Consider the following 17,217-nt stretch of genomic DNA (forward strand, 5'->3'; position numbering starts at 1 on the left):
ATGGCGAATCCGGCCCCGGTCAATGTGGCGTTCATCACCTCCCACCCCACCCAGTACCACTCCCCCTTTTTTCGGGTGTTGTCCCGGGAACCCGGGATCGATCTCACCGTCTGCTACTGCCGCGATTTCGGAATCGGGAAAACCTCCCTCGACCCCGGCTTCGGGACCCGGATCTCCTGGGACCTCCCTCTTCTGGAAGGATACCGCCACATTTTTTTCTCCAACTTCAGCCCCCGACCGGGATCGGGCCTGGCGGGTCAGTTCAACCCGGGCCTGATCCGCTGGCTCCTGGCGGAGCGTCCCGACCTGGTCATCCTCCACGGCTGGATGACCGCCACCAACTGGATGGCGGCGGCGGCCTGCCGGGCCGCGGGCATCCCCCTGATTCTCAAGGGGGAGGGCGACCTCCGGCGCGCCCGCGGGGCCTGGAGAAAATCCCTGCGGCGGGCGCCGTTGCGGTTCCTGACCGCGACCGCGGCGGCCGGGCTTTATTCCTGCTCCGCCAACCGGGACTACCTGGCCTCCCTCGGCATCCCCCCGGACCGCCTTTTCTTTTTCCCCTGCGCGGTCGACAACGAATTTTTCCGGCGCCAGGCGGCCGCCCCCCCCGAGGAACCGCCGTTGCGCCGGGAGCTCGGTCTCGATCCCGGAACCGTTATCGTTCTTTTTTCGGGCAAGCTCATCCCCCGCAAGCGTCCGCTCGATCTTCTGGCGGCCTTCAACCGGGCCCGGTTCCGGAGCCCGGCGGCCCTGGTATTCCTGGGCGACGGCCAACTGAGGGCGGAAATCGAGACCGGCGCAGAGGACTCCCCCGGGCCCGTCGTCGTCACCGGGTTCGTCAACCAGTCCGGGATCGGCCGTTATTACCGCGAGGCCGATATCTTCGTCCTGCCCTCGGAATGGGACCCCTCCCCCAAGGCGGTCAACGAAGCCATGAACTTTTCCCTTCCCCTCCTGCTCTCTGACGGAGTGGGAACGGCCCGGGATCTGGTGCGCCCGGAAGCCAACGGTTTCGTCTTCCCCGCGGGCGACGTGGGACGGCTCCGGGAACTCCTGGAAACACTGGCCGAAGATCCGGACCGGAGGCGGCGGATGGGCGCGGAATCGGCCGGTATCGTCGCCGACTGGTCGTACGAGAACGAGGCGGCCGGAACCGCGGCGGCCGTGGCCCGGGCGCGGGAGGGACGACGGTGAAGACAACCGGAAAGCTCTCCTGCCTGACGCCGGGAGACGGCCAGTATTTCTTCGGCTATTACGACCTCTGCCCCTGGAACCGGGATGAAAGCAAGACGCTGGCGCTGAGAACGGATTTCCTCGATCGGCTCCCGGAAGCCGGCGACGAGGCCGAGGTGCTGATTCTCGAACAAGGGCACGCGCCGCGGCGCGTGGCCCGTACCCGGGCCTGGAACTGGCAGTTGGGGGCCCGGTTGCAGTGGCTCCCCGCCTCCCGAGGGGAAGAGATCGTCTTCAATACCCTCGACGGAACCGGACAGCGCGCCGAGATCCTCGACCCCGCCACCGGCGAGCGGCGTTCGCTGCCGTTGCCGGTCTTCACCGTCGCGCCCGACGGATCCCGGGCCCTCTCCCTGAATTTTCAAGCCCTGAAGCGGCTGCGCCCGTCGTACGGATACCCGGGTACGTTCGACGCGGGGGAAGAAGACGGCATTTTCAGCATCGACATCCGCACCGGCGCCCGTCGGTGCATCGTTCCCCTCGACCGTTTGCGTTCCTGGGGGGGGGCGGGATCGGCACGGGGAAGGGAGGACTGGGTCAATCATATCCTCATCGCCCCGGGCGGGAAACGGTTCTGTTTTCTCCACCGCTGGAGCCTGCCCGGAGGAGGAGTCTATTCCCGACTTTTCGCCGCCGACATGGACGGCGGCAATCTGGCCTGCCTGCTCGACAGCGGCAACGTCACCCACTGCGGATGGCGCAACGACCGGGAACTGGCCGCCTGGGGAAGGCTTCCCGGGGCGACGACGGCGGTCAAACGCAACCGTTTCCTGAGCCGGGGAGCGGGCCTGCTCCTGCCGCTCTACCGGCGGCTCGCGGCCGGGCGCCGGGGGGCCGGGCGCGACGCCTATATCCTTCTCTCCGACCCCGGAGGCCCGGTCGGCCCGGTCGGCGAAGGGCTCTTTCCCGGAGACGGTCACTGCAGCTTTTCCCCGGACGGCCGCTGGATGCTGACCGATACCTATCCCGACCCCGACCATCGGCGGCGGCTGCTGCTGTACGACCTTGACGAACGGGAGCTTTCGCGGCTGGGGACGTTCTCCTCCCTCCCCTCTCCCCGTTTTCGGCTCGGCCCCGGCTGGGATACGGGCGGAAGCCGGTGCGACCTGCATCCGCGGTGGAACAGGGCCGGGACCGGGATCTGCTTCGATTCCGTCCACGAGGGGGAGCGCCGGGTCTACCGCCTCGACCTGGAGTTTGGCCGGTGAAGGCGGAGACGGCGCGCAGAGTCGTGCTCATCGGCCTGGACGGGGCCGATTTCGAAAAGGTGTCCGCCTGGCGACCGCGGCTTCCTTTCCTCGACGAACTGATCTCGCGCGGCGGCGTCGGTCCCCTGGCCAGCACCCTTCCTCCCTTCACCCTGACCGCCTGGAGCACGGCCATGTCGGGGATGAACCCGGGCCGGACCGGGGTCAACTGTTTCCCCGGCCGCGACTTCGCCCGCGAACCCATCGAGGTCGATTCCGGCTCGGTGGCCGTTCCCCGCATCTGGGATGTCGCCGGAGCCGCCGGCAGAAAATCGATCGTCCTCAACGTCCCCCTCACCTATCCTCCTCCCCGGGTCGACGGCTGCCTGGTCAGCGGATTCATGACCCCCTCGGGGGCGGAGACCTTCACCTGGCCCGACGCGCTCCGCGGCGAACTGCCGAAAAATTACCGGACTTCACTGGGTTTCGCCCAGCACCGGAGCGAGCCCGATTATTTTCTCCGCCATCTCTACGATCTCACCGACACCCAGTTCGAGGCCGCGGACGCGCTCCTGGCGGGCCGGCCCTGGGACGTGTTCGTCTTCGTGGTCTCGGGAACGGATTGGGTGCAGCATTATTTCTGCCGCGGGCCGGGCGAACCCGGTTCCGCGCAGGGAGAAGAGCGCATTCTCGAGTATTACCGGCACGTGGACGAGAAGCTTGCCCGCTTGAGTCGGAAATTCGAAGACGCCGATATCCTGATCATTTCCGACCACGGGTTCGGAAAGATCCCCTCACGGGCCGCGGCCGTAAACGCCTGGTTGGCCCGGGAAGGCTTCCTGACCCCGCGCGGGGGCGGAACTCACCGCCTGCTCGCCGCCTCCCGCCTGAGGAAGCTGCCCCTGGCCGGCCTGGCCCGGCGGGTGCTTCCCGTCCGCGTCCGGGAAAAAGTCGCCCGGGCCGGACGGCCCACGCGGAACGCGTTCGACTGGGAGGCGACCCGGGCGCACTTCGCCCTTTTTATGAACCATACCGGATATATCCGCATCGACCGCGGAGAAAGAGAGGCCACGAAACGGCTCCTGGAAGAGAAGCTCGGGGAATTCAACCGAACCGCGCCGGGCGGCCCGGTCTTCGCCCGCGTGGTCGCCCGGGAAGACGAGTTTGCCGGTCCTTTCCGGGACGCATTCCCGGATATTTTCCTGGAGTTCGCCCCCGAGTGGATCGGGACCGAAAACCCCTCCGGCCGGATTTTTTCGGAGATCCCGCCGGGGGGACGGGCCGCCGCGACCCACCGCAGCCGGGGGATTCTGATCGCGGCCGGCCCCTCCATACGCCGGGACTGGCGGACGCGATCCTCCCTGGAAGATGTCGCCCCCACCGTCTACCACCTGCTCGGCCTGGAGCTGCCCGAAGCGACCGACGGGCGGGTGCTGGAGGAAATTTTCCGGCCGGAGGCGGACGCCGCCCGGCGAAGCCCGCGGCGACGGGCTTACGAATACACCCCGGCCCGCACCGGGACGTATTCCCCCGAGGACCGCGAGGATCTTCAAAAACGCCTGGCCGCGCTCGGCTACCTCGATTGACCCGGCCGGGGCCGGCGTGGCCGCGGGCCGGAGGGTGGGGTACAATACGGCAAAGGAGAACAAGCTTGGACCCGACATTCCAGGTCGTCGTCAGCGTGGGAGGGCGGTTTCACGCCTTCGAACTGGCCCGGCAGCTGCACCGCCGCGGCTGTCTGAAAAGGCTGATTACCTCCTACCCCCGGGGGATCGCCGTCCGGGCCGGGGTTCCCCGGGATAAGATCGTTTCCGCCCCGGCCAAGGAGATCGTCTTCCGGGGATGGCGGCGGCTGCCGGGACCGCTGCGGGAGCGGTTCCGCCCCCATTTCCTGGTCAGCGACCTCTTCGACCGCAGCGCTCGAAAAGCCCTGGAAGAGTGCGATATCGTCACCGGCTGGTCGGGGTTTTCGAAGCGGACGTTCGAAAAAGCCCGCCGGCAGGGCACGGTCACGGTGCTCGAACGGGGAAGCTCCCATATTCTGACCCAGGCCGAGCTGTTGGAACGAGAGTACCGCGCCCGCGGCCTGCGGCCGATCGGGCCCCATCCCCGCATCATCGAGAAAGAGCTGGAGGAGTACGCTCGAGCGGATTACATCGCCATCCCCAGCACGTTCGTCGAAGCCAGCTTCCGAGAACACGGAGTTCCTCCCTCCAAGCTCATCCGAATCCCTTACGGAACCGACCTGGAACGGTTCCGGCCCGGGGACGGACCGGCCGACGGGATCTTCCGGGTCGTCTTCGCCGGGCGCATCTGCCTGCGCAAAGGCGTTTATTACCTGCTCAAGGCCTTTACCGATCTGGACCTCGACGGATCCGAGCTGCTCCTGGCCGGGGACGTCGACCGGGAAGCGGCTCCCCTCCTGCGCCGATACCGCCGACGGGTCACCTGGCTGGGGAAGCTTTCCCCGGAGGAACTGGCCCGGCTCTACCGCCGGGCCACGGTCTTCGTCATGCCCTCCATCGAGGAGGGCATGGCCATGGTCCAGGTGCAGGCCCTGGCCTCGGGTCTGCCCCTGCTCTGCACCCCCAACTCGGGCGGAGGCGATCTGATCGCGGACGGCCGCGAGGGCCTGGTCTTCCCCGCCGGGGACGCCGACGCTCTGGGGGAGAGCCTGCTGAGCCTCTACCGCGACCGGGACAAGGTCCGGGCGATGAGCGCGGCGGCGGCGGCGGCGGCGCGGAGGTTCGGCTGGGACGAGTACGGGAAACATGTTCACGGCGCCTACCGGAGGATCCTGGAGGAGCGCCGATGAGCGAACACGGCGCCAGGGAATACGTTCCCTTCGTTCCGGCCCTGAACGTGCGCAGCCGGATCGCGGCCTGGTGCTCCGTCGGCCTGGGGTTCTGCTCCTTCCTCTTTCTCCAGGGGAACCAGGACGTCATCACCTCGTTCGGTTTCTCTCTCTGCCTCACCATCCTCGGGATCGTCTGTTTCCGCTGGTGGACCAGCCCCGTGCATCCGGGCCTCTTCAACTACTTCTCCCCCCACGCCATCATCCTCCTGCATTTCTTCATCTACTTCGGTCCGGGGAACCTGCTGCCCCTGGCTTTCCCCGAACAGATCGTCATCACCTACGGCTCCCAGGACTATTACCTGCCCACGCTCATGATCGCCATCCTGGGGGCGGTCGTTTTCGATTTCTGCTACCGCTTCCTCTGCCGGTGGCTCAAGCTCAACCGCTCCCTGGAGGAGTGCGTGGCCGGATTCTACTCGCCCCGGATTCAGGCCAGCATCGCCCCCACGGCCCTGGTCTGGTTCGTGGTCTGCACGGCTATTTTCCTGTACATGTCCCGGACGTACCTGATGATGACCTTCCGGTTCGTGGGAGTGGCCCAGACCATCGACACCACCTACTCCACCGCCGGGCCCGCCCTGCTCGGCGTGGCCTGGGGCCTGGGGAGCCTGCTGCTCTGGCGGCAACAGGCCAAAATCGGCAGAGTTCTGGTAACGGGCATGCTCGTTTCCCTTCTCCCGATTTACCTCGCCTACCAGAACCGCCGTCTCTTTCTTTATTCCATGGTCTCCACCCTCATGGCCTATCTGTTCGTCCGGGTCGGCCGCTTCACCCCCCGGAAGCTGATCGGGGCCTTCGCCCTCATGGCCGCGGCTTTCGTGTTGATCAGCATGGCCAAGGTCACGGTGACCAGGGCCGACTACTCCCTGGGGCGCTACACCCAGGAAGAGAAAGACATCTTCTCCCGGGCGCAGAGAATCGTCTCCTCCCCCGACTTTCTCAAGCTCCAGCCCCTGGAAGGACTGCTTCAGCATAACGCCCGGGAACGGATGGCGGGGCTGGACTGGCCCGCCGCCATCATGGGGGCGCACCTGAGCCGGAACATCCCCTTCATGGAAGGGGAAGTCAACCTGGCCTCGGCGGCCATGGCCGTTCCCCGTCTGCTCTGGCCGAACAAACCCTCGGTCGGAATCGGAACCCTGGTCTACACCCACTACGGACTCGCCGCCATCGACCCCCTGGGCACCCCCCTCTCGGCCGCCTACGCCGACTGGGGAGTCCTCGGCATTCTGTTCGGTTTCTCTTTTCTTACCCTCCTCTTCGTCCTGGGCCTGAAGGCGATCACCCTGCGGCGCGACGGGATCGTCATCTACGTCGGAGCCCTCTCCATGCTCATGCGATTCGAAGATACCCTGGTCCGCTACCCGATCCGGTGGCTGCGCTGGGTGGCGATTCTCATGGTCGCAAACGCCGTTATACGCTACATTTTCGAAGTCTATGCCTACCGAAAGGATAAGAGCGGCGATTAACTGTCTCTCCCTCTCCAGCGGAGGCGGCATCACCTACATGGTCAACCTCCTGCCGGCGCTGGGAAAGATCGACCGGGAGAACCGTTACCTGATCCTGGTCACCCCCCGCAACGCCCGCTTCATCCCGGCGCTGCCCGATAATTTCGAAACGATCGTCGTCGGCATCCCCTTGGGTTCCAATATCCTCCGCGGGGGCTACGAACAGTGCCTCCTCCCCTCCCGCCTGCGCCGGGAAAACGTCGACCTGCTCTACTCGCCGGCCGACCTCACGCCTCTGCGCTCCCGGACTCCGGTGGTTCTGGCCATGCGCAACCCCAATCTGTACGGCGGACGCGATCGGGAATGGTCGCTGCCCAACCGGTTCCGAATCGGCCTGCTCAAGTTCATGGCCCGGCGGGCGGGGCGAAAAGCCGACAAGATCATCTTCGTCTCCGCGTCCTCGCGCGACGCGATCGCCGAGCGCCTGGGGTTGCCCCTCGACCGCTGCGCGGTCGTGCACCACGGGATCGACGCCCGGCTCTTCGCCGAACCCGCCGCGGCGGCGCTCCCCCCGGAGATTCCCGAGCGCTGTCTCCTCTCCATATCCACCATCTACCACTACAAGAATTTTCTGCGTCTGCTGGAAGCCTACCTTTCCCTGCTGCGGGAGAACCGCCCACCGCCGCCTCCCCTGGTCATCGCCGGGGGCAACGCCGACGAACCCTACTACCGGCAAATGCTCTCCTTCATCGAGCGCCACGGGCTTCGGGAAAAGATCGTTCTCCCCGGGAACATCCCCTACCCCTCCATCCCCGCCCTCTATGCCCGGGCCGAAGCCTTCGTCTTCCCCTCCCGCCTGGAGACGTTCGGGCATCCCTCCCTGGAGGCCATGGCCGCCGGCGTTCCGGTGGCCGCCGCCGACATCCCGGTCATGCGCGAGATCCTGGGCCCGGCAGCGCTGTATTTCTCCCCCGACCGCGCCGGCGAAATCGCCGGGTGCATCCGGGAACTGCTCGACGACGGGGAACGGCGGCGCGAATTGATCGCCCGGGGCCGGGAGCGGGTGCTACAATTCACCTGGGAACGCAGCGCCCGGGAAACGCTGGCGATCTTTCGGGAAACCGCCCGAAGACGGCAAGAACCATGAAACAGATCGTCCAAATCTATAAAACGGGGGAACTGAAGGTGGAAGAGGTCCCGGCCCCGCTCTGCCGGGCGGGAAGGATCCTGGTCGAAACCCGCTCTTCCCTGATCAGCGCCGGGACCGAGAAATCCGGCCTGGCCCTGGCCCGCAAGTCCCTGGCGGGAAAGGCCCGGAGCCGGCCCGACCTGGTCCGCAAGGTTATCGACAAGGCCCGGACCGAAGGGCTGGCCGAAGCCTACCGGCAATCGTTGGCCCGCCTCGACACCCCGGTCGCCCTGGGTTACAGCCTGGCCGGCACCGTCCTGGAAATCGGCGCCGGGGTCCGGGGGTTCCGCCCGGGGGACCGGGTCGCCTGTTTCGGAGCCGGCTTCGCCTCCCACGCCGAAACGGTCTGCGTTCCCGCCAATTTGACGGTTCCGATTCCCGACCGGCTCGATTTCGACGAAGCCGCGTTCGTCGGGCTGGGAGCGATCGCCCTCCACGGCTCCCGGCTCCTGAAAACCACGCTGGGGGAGAGCGCTGCCGTCGTCGGGCTGGGAATGCTGGGTCTGATCTCCGCCCAGATCCTGGCGGCGGCCGGCTGCCGGGTCGAGGGGTTCGACCCCGATCCCTCCCGGATCGAACTGGCCCGGAGCCTGGGGATCGAGGCTTTCGCCGGGGCCGGGGATTTCGAAGCAGCCGTCCGGTCCGGGACAGCGGGGCGGGGAGCGGACGGAGTTGCGGTCTGGGCGGCGGGCGGCGGGAGCGCCCCCCTCGAACTGGCCGCACGGGTCTGCCGGAAACAGGGCACGGTGGCGGTTCCGGGCCTGGTCGGGCTGGAGGTCCCCCGGGATCTTTTTTACGAGAAGGAGCTCAGCCTGGTCGTGCCCCGTTCCGCCGGACCCGGGATCTACGACCCCGAATACGAGGAGCGCGGCCGGGACTATCCCGCCGGCTACGTGCGCTGGACGGCGCGAAGGAACCTGGAGGAGTTTCTGCGCCTGGCCGCCGACGGCCGGGTCGAGGTCGGTCCCCTGGTCACCCACCGTTTCCCCATCGACCGGGCCCTGGAAGCCTACGACCTTATCGGGGGAAAACGGAGCGAGCCCTATCTCGCGGTTATCCTGACCTGTGCGCCCGGGAAAGAGCCCCCGGCCCGGACCACGACCCTGCGGACGGCGGCCCTCCGGCGGAAGCACCGCGACGGGCGCCTGGGTGTGGGCCTGATCGGCGCGGGGCTCTTCGCCAAGGGAACGCTGCTGCCGGCGATCAAAGGCGAAAAGGGGATCGAACTCCGGGGGCTGGCTTCCGCGGGGGGCGCCGGGGGGGTGCACTGCGGGGAAAAATTCGGATTTTCCTACTGCACCACCGATTACCGCCGGCTCCTGGAAGACGGGGAGATCGACTGCGTCCTCGTCGCCACCCGCCACAACCTTCACGCTCCCATGGTCCTGGAAGCCCTGGCGGCGGGGAAGGCCGTCTTCGTGGAAAAGCCGCTCTGCGTGAACGAGGAGGAACTGGCCGCGATCGAGAAAGCGGCGGAGAAGGAGGCCCTGCCCCTGATGGTCGGTTATAACCGCCGGTTCTCGCCCCACAGCGTTTGGGTCAGGAATTTCCTGGCCGAGAGGGGCGGGCCCTGGGTGATCGCTTGCCGCTGCAACGCCGGTTTCGTCCCGGCCGAAAGCTGGGTCCAGGACCCCGAAGAGGGGGCGGGGCGCGTGATCGGCGAGGTCGGCCATTTCGTCGACCTGGTCCAGTTCCTGGGCGGGGGCCTGACCGAGCGTGTCGAAGCCCGGGCGGCGGGAATGGCCGGCGTCGGGTTTCTCAACGAGGACAACCTGATCGCCACCCTGTCCCTCTCCGGCGGTTCGATCGCCTCCATCCTCTACACCGCCGCCGGCTCCCGGTCCTATCCCCGGGAACGGGTGGAGATATTCGGCGGCGGCTGCGCCGCCGAAATCGAGAATTTCAGATCCTCCCGGTTCGTGAGCGAGGGAAAAGCGCGGCGCCTCGCCCGCCCCGCCGCCGACCGCGGCCACCGGGAGGAGTTCTCCGCTTTCTTTCGGGCGGTCAGGAACGGATCTTTCCCGGTCCCCTTTTCCGATTACCGGGCCACCTCCCTGGCCACGTTCGGGATCGTGGAAAGCCTGCGCACCGGCCTCCCCCGGCTCGTTGAGCGCGCGTAAATTCCGGTTTTCCTGGCCGTCCTCGGATATCTCTTCCCTGGCCGTTCTCCGTCGGGGGGAGTATGGTAATTTTTAATGCGCGTATTGCTCATAACCGACTCCTACCCCCCGGAAATCCGCTCGGCCAGCCTGCTCATGGCCGAGATGGCGGAAGGGTTCCGGGACCGGGGGTGCGAAGTCTGCGTCCTCACCTCTTCCCCGCGCTACAACCTGGCCCAGTGGCCACTGGCCGGACGCAAGCGGCTGTTCTACCGCGAAACCGCCGACGGGATCGAGGTCATCCGGACCCACACCCTCCCCATCCACAACGTCGGGCACCTGCGGCGCGGCCTCGGCCAGGTTTTTCTCCCCGCCATCTTCTCCCTCCCCACCCCCGCCATCAGACGCCCGGACGCGACCGTGGTCTATTCGCCGCCCCTGACCCTTGGGCTGGCGGCCTGGGCCGTCAAGGTCAGCCGGGGGACGCCTTTCATCTTCAACGTCCAGGACATCTTCCCCCAGAACGCCGTCGATCTGGGGGCCCTGCGCAACCCCAGGATCATCGCCGCCTTCCGCGCGATCGAACGCTTCGTCTACCGGCACGCCGACGCCGTCACCGTGCATTCGAACGCGAACCGGAACGTCCTGATCGCCAGCGGCGCCGACCCGGCGAAACTCTCGGTCATCCCCAACTGGGTCGACGCCGAAAAGTACGAGCGCGCCCGCGGACGGCCCGTCCCACTCGCCGATCCCACCATCATCGAGGGGAAGTTCGTCGCCCTCTTCGCCGGGGTAATGGGTTACGCCCAGGACTTCCAGGTCGTCATCGATGCCGCCAAGGCACTCAAGGGGGACCCGGACGTCCTGTTCCTCCTGGTCGGAGACGGGCCCCGGGGAGCTTGGGTGCGGCGGGAAGCCGCCCTGCTGCCCAACGTCATCGTCCACCCCTTCATTCAGGGCGAAGAGTATCCCGCGCTGCTGGCCGCGGCCGACTGCGGCCTGGTCACCCTGGAGAAATCGATGAAGACCCCGGTAGTCCCCTCCAAAATCCTGGGTTACATGGCGGCGGGCAAGCCGGTGGTCGGTTCCCTCAACCGGGAGAGCGAAGCCGTCGCCATCATCGAAGACGCGGGTTGCGGTTTCGCCCGGGGGGTCGAAACCGGAGAGGACCTGGCCGAGCGGATCTCGCGCCTGCGCCGGGACCCGGAACTGGCCCGGGAGATGGGAGCGGCGGGCCGGGAGTGCGTCCGCCGGTCCTTCTCCCCCCGAGCCTGTCTCGACGCCTATTTCGAACTGGCCCGGAGCCTCCGGCGCCCGCAATAACCCCTTGACCCGAACCCCGTCCTCTGCTGGAATCGTGGACATGAGCGACGCGCTAGCCACCGGCGGTTTCGAAGGCAGAACCGTCCTGGTCACGGGCGGCGCCGGGGCCATCGGGAGCAACCTCTGCCGGGCCCTGGCCGCGGCCGGGGCCGGGACGATCGTGGTCCTCGACGACCTCTCCTCCTCGGCGGTCTGGAACGTTCCCTCCTTGCCCAACCTGCTCTTCGTGGAGGGAAGCGTCCTCGACGACATCGCCCTCAAACGCGTCTTCAACCGGGGGATCGACGACGTCTTCCACCTGGCGGCTTTCTTCGCCAACCAGAATTCGGTCGATTACCCGGAGCGGGACCTGGCCGTCAACGGCATGGGCATCCTCAAGGTCCTGGAATATTCCCGGCTGACCGGCGTCGACCGTTTCGTCTACGCCTCCAGCGGCTGTTCCATCTACCCCTGCGACGCCCCCCTCCCCCTGACCGAGGACCTGATCACCCTCGATCTCGGCACCCCGTATCAGATCACCAAGGCCCTGGGCGAACTGTACTGCAACTATTTTCACAAGCAGTACGGACTGAAGGTGTTCAAGACCCGTTTCTTCAACTCCTTCGGGCCCGGCGAGGTGCCCGGGCGCTATCGCAACGTCATCCCCAACTTCATCTACTGGGCTCTCCGGGGCGAACCCCTGCCCGTCACCGGCACCGGCGACGAGACCCGGGATTTCACCTATGTCGGCGACATCGTCCGGGGAATGATCCTGGCCGCCGGTTGCGAGGGGGCCGTCGGCGAAGCCGTCAACCTGGGGTCGGGCACGGAGACGAGCGTCAGGGACCTGGCCGAGACGATCAACGCCAAGACCGGGAACCGGGCCGGCCTGCGGCGGATCGACCGCAGGAAATGGGACCATAAGGACCGTCTGCTGGCTTCGATCGACAAGGCCGAACGTCTGATCGGCTACCGCCCCCAAACCTCGTTCGAGGAAGGGCTGGACGCCACCATCGCCTGGTTCCGGGAGAACTGGGAATCCATCCGCAGGTCCGCCGACTTCGGGCCCGGCGTATCGCCCGCCCTCCTGGTCTGAACCGCCGCCTCGGTCAGTAGTACGACCGGTAGTAGTGGTAGTATTCGCTGCGGTTGACGTCGACCGCGTTGAGGACGACCCCCAGGATCTCGGCCTGAACGGCCTGGAGCTGCTCGCGGCCGTGGACCGCCTTCTTCCAGCTGATGGCGCCCGACCTGACCACGTAGACCACGCCGTCGGCGTAACGGCTGAGAATGGCGGCGTCGGTCACCGAAACCAGCGGGGGGGAATCCATGATCACCCGGTCCCAGTTGCCGCGGGCGAATTCGATGAACTGCCGGAAGCGGGGAAGGTTGAGCAGTTCGGCGGGGTTCTGGGGGGGGTCTCCGCCCGGGATGACCTCGAGCGAGCCGTCTTCGGATGTATAGATGATGTCCTTCAGCTCCGCTTCCCCGCGGAGGAATTCGCTCAAGCCGGGTCCGGAACCGCTCCTCCGGAAGAGCTTGCTCAACCTGGGCTTGCGCAGGTCGCTATCGACCACCAGCACCTTTTCGTCGGCCTGGGCCAGCACCACCCCCAGCTGGGCGACGATGTCGGTCTTCCCCTCCCGGGGCATGGAACTGGTCACCAGGATCACCCGCGGAGAGTTGTCCATGAAGGCGAAATGGATAGAGGTGCGGATGCTGCGGAAAGACTCGGCGATCACCCCCATGGGGCGCGCCAGCACCGGCAGACCCGCCAACTCCTGGCCGTCGATCTGTTCGTAGATGGGAATCGCCCCCAGCAACGGGAGCTTGAGGTGGTTCTTGATGTCCGACGACGTTTTCAGGGTGTCGTCCAGGTTCTCCATCAGGAAGATCAGACCCACTCCGCCCACCGCCCCGAGCACGAACCCGAGCAGGAGGTTGAACCCCTTGCGGGGCTTGAAGGGGTACTGAGGAGTGCGGGCGTCGTCCAGGACCCGGATGTTGCTGACCTCGATCTGCCCGCTCATGCTGGCCTCGTTGACCCGCTCCAGCAGGGCCTCGTAGATCTTGCGGGCGCTGGCGACGTGGTCTTCCAGGGCGCTGTAACGGATTTTCTTGCGGTCGATGCTCAGGGCTTTTTCCTTGAGCCCCTCCAGCTCCTGGGAGAGTTTCTCCTCGTTGTTGAGGGAAATTTCGTATTCCTTGCGCATCCCCTCGATGATCTTGGTGATCTCCTCCTGCAGTTTGGCATCCAGCGAGGCCTTCTCGGCCTGGACCTGCTGCATCTTGGGATGCTGCTCCTTGTAGCGCTGGGAATACTCGGAGATGACTCCCTGCACGCTCACCAGCTGGCTCTTGAGCCGCTGGACGATGGGGTTGCGCATGATGACGGGGAACCCTTCCAGGGCCGGATCGCCGGGAGCGTACTTGAGCAGCTGGGACAGCTCGTGCTCCTTGTTCAGGCGTTCCTGCCGGGCCTGCAGGTAGAGGGAGCTGAGTTCGGAGAGGTCGCGCTCTATGATCGTCTGCCGGTTCTCCAGGGAGACGATCCGTTCCCGCTCCTTGTAATCCTGGAGTTCGCGCTGGGCCTGCTGGACCTTCTCGCTCTGTTCCATCAGCCGGCTCTCCAACTGGGAGAGCGCCTGGCGGGTCGAGGCCATCTTGGCCTCGATTTCATGCCGGATATACTGGCGGGCCCAGGTGTTGGCAATAATCGAGGTCATCTTGGGGTCGGGACCGATGACCTGGATGTCGACGGCGTAACTCTGGGAGATGGGGACGATCTTGACCATGGCCAGGAGGCGATCGACGTTGAGCGACTCCACCTGCTTACGCGAAAGCTTGAGTTGGTCCTTGCGGGTCTTGAGGTCCTCGATCACCATCTCGGCCAGCGAAGGGCTGGTCAGGATCTTGTACTGGGTGTTGTAGTAATCGAGCTGGCGGCCGCCGATCGTGAACAACTCCTCGAAGGGCATCACCTTGGGCATGCGCGGCTCGATGATCAGCCGGGCGCTGGCGCGGTAGAGCGGGGTGGCGGTGAAGGTGGCGATGATCACCACCGTCATCACCACCACCAGAAACGTGACCAGCACCCATTTCCGCTTGAGGATGATGAAGACTTTCTCGCGGAAACTGATCCATTCTCCGGAAAATGCCATGGAGCCCCCCGTTAAAAGTAACTCTCGGGAACAAACACGATATCGCCGGGGCGCAGGACCACGTCGTCTTCCTCCTCGCCGCCCTCCAGGATATCCTTGAGCCGGACGCGCATGACTTTCTTGCCCCCATCCTCGCTGCGGATGACCTGGGTGTCGTTGGGGTCGGCGATGTCGGTCAACCCGCCGCCCAGGGCGATGGCCCCGGTCACGGTGAGCTGCTCCCGGTATTGGTAGGAGCCGGGTTTCTTGATCTGACCCAGCACCGATATCTTTCCGTACTCGCGGATGAAGATGGTGACGCGGGGAGAAACCAGATAGTTTTCGGCCAGCAGTTCCTCCAGACGCCGCTCCAGTTTCATGGGGGTGAACCCGGCCACGGAGACCTCCCCCAGGAGGGGGTAGGAGATGGTCCCGGCTTCAGTCACCAGGACCGGAAGGGACAGTTCGCTCTCCCCGAGAACGTTGATGTCGAGAACGTTTCCCGGCCCGATCACGAACCCGCCGGCCCCCGGGACCCGGTAGTCGAACGCGGGGCCCTCCGGAGCGGGGACGGGACTGGAAACGGCTTCCGGGGAACCTTCGGCAGATTCCTGCGGAGGGGATTGGGGAGAAGAGGCGCAACCCCAGGAAACGGCGGCGGCCAGCAGCGCCGGCCTCCAGAGCCGCAAGCAACGAACCCGTTCTCGTGTGCGCGTCTTCATCAGGTTTCTCCGAAAGAACCGTGAAAAGAAATGGTAATTCAGGCTTACCCGGCCAGCAAGCCTATTCGGCGGGGACGCTTCCCGCGGGGGTAACCCGGAAACGACCGGCGGGGCGGCGCGGATCAATAATAAGCGTAAATCACCACTCCGACCCGGTTGTCGGTGTAGTCGAGGTCGGGGACGTTGGAATCCCGGCGGCGCCAGCCGTAGATCAGGGAAATGTTCAGGTATTCCTGAAGGCTGTACACCAATCCGGCGGATACGAAGTAGGCGTCGTCGTTGCGGCGGTTCCCGCCGGGGACCCCGTCGGGGTTGGGGTAGTAGTAATTCCCGTAACTGGCTTCCGCGAAGCCGCGCAATTTGCGCACCAGCTGCTGGCTGATCCGGGCCCAGACCCGGTTTATCTGGTAATAGCTGTTGGCGACGTAGGTCGATTCCTGGAGGGTGCGCTCCCACCCCACCGAGAGGCTGGTCGCGCGCGAAAATTCCTCTTCCAGGGAAACGTATCCGACCAACCCTCCGTAGTCGTTCCAGTAGGGTTGGTCGTATTTGCGCGACTGGTAACCGATTTTTGCTTCCCCGGTCAACCGGGAAGTGAGATTCCCCCGGAACCCGGCCAGGATCTCGTGGTACTGGCCGTCGCGGGCGTTGTCGGTGCGGTAGTCGATAACGTCATACACGTATTCCACCAGCGCCTGGGTCTTGGAGGCCACTCGGTAGAGGAGGTAGACGTCGGCGATGTTCTCGTCGCGGTCGTAGCGTTCGTACCGTTCGGTGTCGAAATTGCGGTAGAAGTTGCGGTACTCGGCCTGAACTTCGAAGGCGTTATACTCGGCGGAGAGCCGGGCCCGGGCCAGATTGTCGGTCCGGCGTATCCGCTCCCGGAATTCGGTGTCGAACCGGGATGAGGTCTTGCGGTAAAGGTCCTCGAGTTCGAGGGTGTAGTCGGAGACCCGGTAGCGCAGGTAGCCGTCGGCGGTATGGTCCTGGTGGTTCTCCCGGGGATGGTCCTGGAAGTAGATCAGGTCGGCCCGGTACCAGGCTTTGAAGACGTTTCTCTCCCGGTCCCAGGGGAGCTCCAGCTTGACCCCGGGGCTGACGGTATAGATGTAATCGCTCTGCTCGTCGTAGTTCGACCAGTAAATATTGCTGTCGTACTCCCCGCTCAACCAGACCTGGGGAGTGAGCGTGAGGTTCCCGTAGGCGATCCCGTGACCGGGGCCGTTGGCCCGAAGCGACGCGGCCGCAGCCGAAGAGAACGGGGCCGAAGCCGCCACCAGGATCGCGATTACTTTCGAAATATCAGACATACACGACATCAGATTCGGCTCATCGGCTCATTCCGGGAAATAGGGGCTGGCCGGCCCCAGTTCGGGGGTGGAGGCGAACCCCGGAAGGGGCGCCGGGGTCGCGCTCGGGCCCGCTTGCACCGCGTTCGCCGCTTCGATTTCCTCGATTCCGATCTCCCCGGGGGCGCTGAGTCCACGCCCCAGAATACCCATTTCGCCCGGCGCCAGGGCTATTCGCATCCCCTCCGACGAGACCATGACCGTGCCCCCGGTGACCATGATCACGGTCTGCGCCGGAAGGAGGGGAAGCTCGTCCGCTTCCCCTACTTCCACTTCCGACCCGTCGGGGCGGCGGGCCCGGAACCCTCCGGAACGGCTCATGATATCGTCGATGACGGTCAGGGGGGCGATGATCTTCGCGGACTGCCCGGAGGAGAGCCGGACCCGGGATTTCCCCAGGTACCCGGTGCACTCCCCCTCGGTCACCCGAACCACGGCGCCGGGTTGTAAAAAGAGGATGTCGGATTCTTTCTCGACCGTAAAGGCGTCCCCTCCCGGAACCGCCACTTCCAGAACGCCGGACAGGGCCCCAACTCTTTCGATTTCGGCGTCGATCCGCTTTTCCTTGCGCGCGCCGCCGCAACCGCACAGCAACAACAACGCCGCTCCCGGCAGAAGCCAGGCGGTTTTTTTCATGCCCCGCATTGTCGCCCTCCAGGCCTTCTTCGACTGTCTATCTTTAAATATAAAC

General features: G+C 65.8%; 13 protein-coding genes. 9 read left to right on the forward strand and 4 right to left on the reverse strand.

Annotation, left to right across the window (positions count from 1 at the left end; genetic code table 11):
• From PLZ73_03890 to PLZ73_03930, 9 genes are all read left to right on the forward strand, one after another.
• Window positions 1-1,194: a glycosyltransferase family 4 protein gene (locus PLZ73_03890; GenBank protein ID HOO77008.1), complete on the forward strand. Its 1,194-nt coding sequence runs from the start codon at window positions 1-3 to the stop codon at window positions 1,192-1,194.
• On the forward strand, window positions 1,191-2,441 hold the full coding sequence (locus PLZ73_03895; protein HOO77009.1) for a hypothetical protein: 1,251 nt from the start codon (window positions 1,191-1,193) through the stop codon (window positions 2,439-2,441). The genes PLZ73_03890 and PLZ73_03895 overlap by 4 nt, the downstream gene beginning before the upstream one ends.
• Window positions 2,438-4,006 (forward strand): alkaline phosphatase family protein, encoded by a 1,569-nt coding sequence (locus tag PLZ73_03900; protein HOO77010.1) that lies wholly within the window; start codon window positions 2,438-2,440, stop codon window positions 4,004-4,006. Before PLZ73_03895 ends, PLZ73_03900 begins: the two co-directional genes overlap by 4 nt.
• Before the next feature lie 65 nt (window positions 4,007-4,071).
• Window positions 4,072-5,235 (forward strand): glycosyltransferase family 4 protein, encoded by a 1,164-nt coding sequence (locus PLZ73_03905; protein ID HOO77011.1) that lies wholly within the window; start codon window positions 4,072-4,074, stop codon window positions 5,233-5,235.
• A complete protein-coding gene (locus PLZ73_03910; GenBank protein HOO77012.1) occupies window positions 5,232-6,746 on the forward strand; it encodes a hypothetical protein in 1,515 nt (504 codons plus the stop codon). Before PLZ73_03905 ends, PLZ73_03910 begins: the two co-directional genes overlap by 4 nt.
• Window positions 6,715-7,872 carry a glycosyltransferase family 1 protein gene (locus PLZ73_03915; GenBank protein HOO77013.1) on the forward strand — a complete coding sequence of 386 codons (1,158 nt, stop codon included), beginning with the start codon at window positions 6,715-6,717 and terminating at the stop codon, window positions 7,870-7,872. Before PLZ73_03910 ends, PLZ73_03915 begins: the two co-directional genes overlap by 32 nt.
• Window positions 7,869-10,034: a bi-domain-containing oxidoreductase gene (locus tag PLZ73_03920; GenBank protein ID HOO77014.1), complete on the forward strand. Its 2,166-nt coding sequence runs from the start codon at window positions 7,869-7,871 to the stop codon at window positions 10,032-10,034. The genes PLZ73_03915 and PLZ73_03920 overlap by 4 nt, the downstream gene beginning before the upstream one ends.
• Window positions 10,035-10,109: 75 nt before the next feature.
• Window positions 10,110-11,336, forward strand: coding sequence for a glycosyltransferase family 4 protein (locus PLZ73_03925; GenBank protein ID HOO77015.1), 1,227 nt, complete (start codon window positions 10,110-10,112; stop codon window positions 11,334-11,336).
• Window positions 11,337-11,376: 40 nt separating this feature from the next.
• A complete protein-coding gene (locus tag PLZ73_03930) occupies window positions 11,377-12,411 on the forward strand; it encodes an NAD-dependent epimerase/dehydratase family protein (GenBank protein HOO77016.1) in 1,035 nt (344 codons plus the stop codon).
• A 13-nt stretch (window positions 12,412-12,424) separates the two neighbouring features.
• Here the strand turns inward: PLZ73_03930 and PLZ73_03935 are convergent, their stop codons facing one another.
• From PLZ73_03935 to PLZ73_03950, 4 genes are all read right to left on the reverse strand, one after another.
• Window positions 12,425-14,476: a polysaccharide biosynthesis tyrosine autokinase gene (locus PLZ73_03935; protein ID HOO77017.1), complete on the reverse strand. Its 2,052-nt coding sequence runs from the start codon at window positions 14,474-14,476 to the stop codon at window positions 12,425-12,427.
• Window positions 14,477-14,487: 11 nt separating this feature from the next.
• On the reverse strand, window positions 14,488-15,177 hold the full coding sequence (locus tag PLZ73_03940) for a polysaccharide biosynthesis/export family protein (protein HOO77018.1): 690 nt from the start codon (window positions 15,175-15,177) through the stop codon (window positions 14,488-14,490).
• A 122-nt stretch (window positions 15,178-15,299) separates the two neighbouring features.
• Window positions 15,300-16,487 carry an outer membrane beta-barrel protein gene (locus PLZ73_03945; GenBank protein HOO77019.1) on the reverse strand — a complete coding sequence of 396 codons (1,188 nt, stop codon included), beginning with the start codon at window positions 16,485-16,487 and terminating at the stop codon, window positions 15,300-15,302.
• 27 nt (window positions 16,488-16,514) lie between these two features.
• The gene (locus tag PLZ73_03950; protein ID HOO77020.1) at window positions 16,515-17,162 is read right to left on the reverse strand and encodes a hypothetical protein; all 648 of its coding nucleotides are present in this window, start codon (window positions 17,160-17,162) and stop codon (window positions 16,515-16,517) included.
• Between the last annotated feature and the right edge of the window lie 55 nt (window positions 17,163-17,217).

The sequence above is a fragment of the bacterium genome, from assembly GCA_035380285.1.
In the GTDB taxonomy this organism is placed as follows: Bacteria; Auribacterota; Erginobacteria; order Erginobacterales; family DAOSXE01; genus DAOSXE01.

Excerpts from the sequence above, each read along its gene's own strand:
- PLZ73_03890 (HOO77008.1), top strand. The coding sequence starts at position 1 with ATGGCGAATCCGGCCCCGGTCAATGTGGCGTTCATCACCTCCCACCCC.
- PLZ73_03910 (HOO77012.1), top strand. The coding sequence starts at position 5,232 with ATGAGCGAACACGGCGCCAGGGAATACGTTCCCTTCGTTCCGGCCCTG.
- PLZ73_03915 (HOO77013.1), top strand. The coding sequence starts at position 6,715 with ATGCCTACCGAAAGGATAAGAGCGGCGATTAACTGTCTCTCCCTCTCC.
- PLZ73_03920 (HOO77014.1), top strand. The coding sequence starts at position 7,869 with ATGAAACAGATCGTCCAAATCTATAAAACGGGGGAACTGAAGGTGGAA.
- PLZ73_03925 (HOO77015.1), top strand. The coding sequence starts at position 10,110 with ATGCGCGTATTGCTCATAACCGACTCCTACCCCCCGGAAATCCGCTCG.
- PLZ73_03930 (HOO77016.1), top strand. The coding sequence starts at position 11,377 with ATGAGCGACGCGCTAGCCACCGGCGGTTTCGAAGGCAGAACCGTCCTG.
- PLZ73_03935 (HOO77017.1), bottom strand. The coding sequence starts at position 14,476 with ATGGCATTTTCCGGAGAATGGATCAGTTTCCGCGAGAAAGTCTTCATC.
- PLZ73_03940 (HOO77018.1), bottom strand. The coding sequence starts at position 15,177 with ATGAAGACGCGCACACGAGAACGGGTTCGTTGCTTGCGGCTCTGGAGG.
- PLZ73_03945 (HOO77019.1), bottom strand. The coding sequence starts at position 16,487 with ATGTCTGATATTTCGAAAGTAATCGCGATCCTGGTGGCGGCTTCGGCC.
- PLZ73_03950 (HOO77020.1), bottom strand. The coding sequence starts at position 17,162 with ATGAAAAAAACCGCCTGGCTTCTGCCGGGAGCGGCGTTGTTGTTGCTG.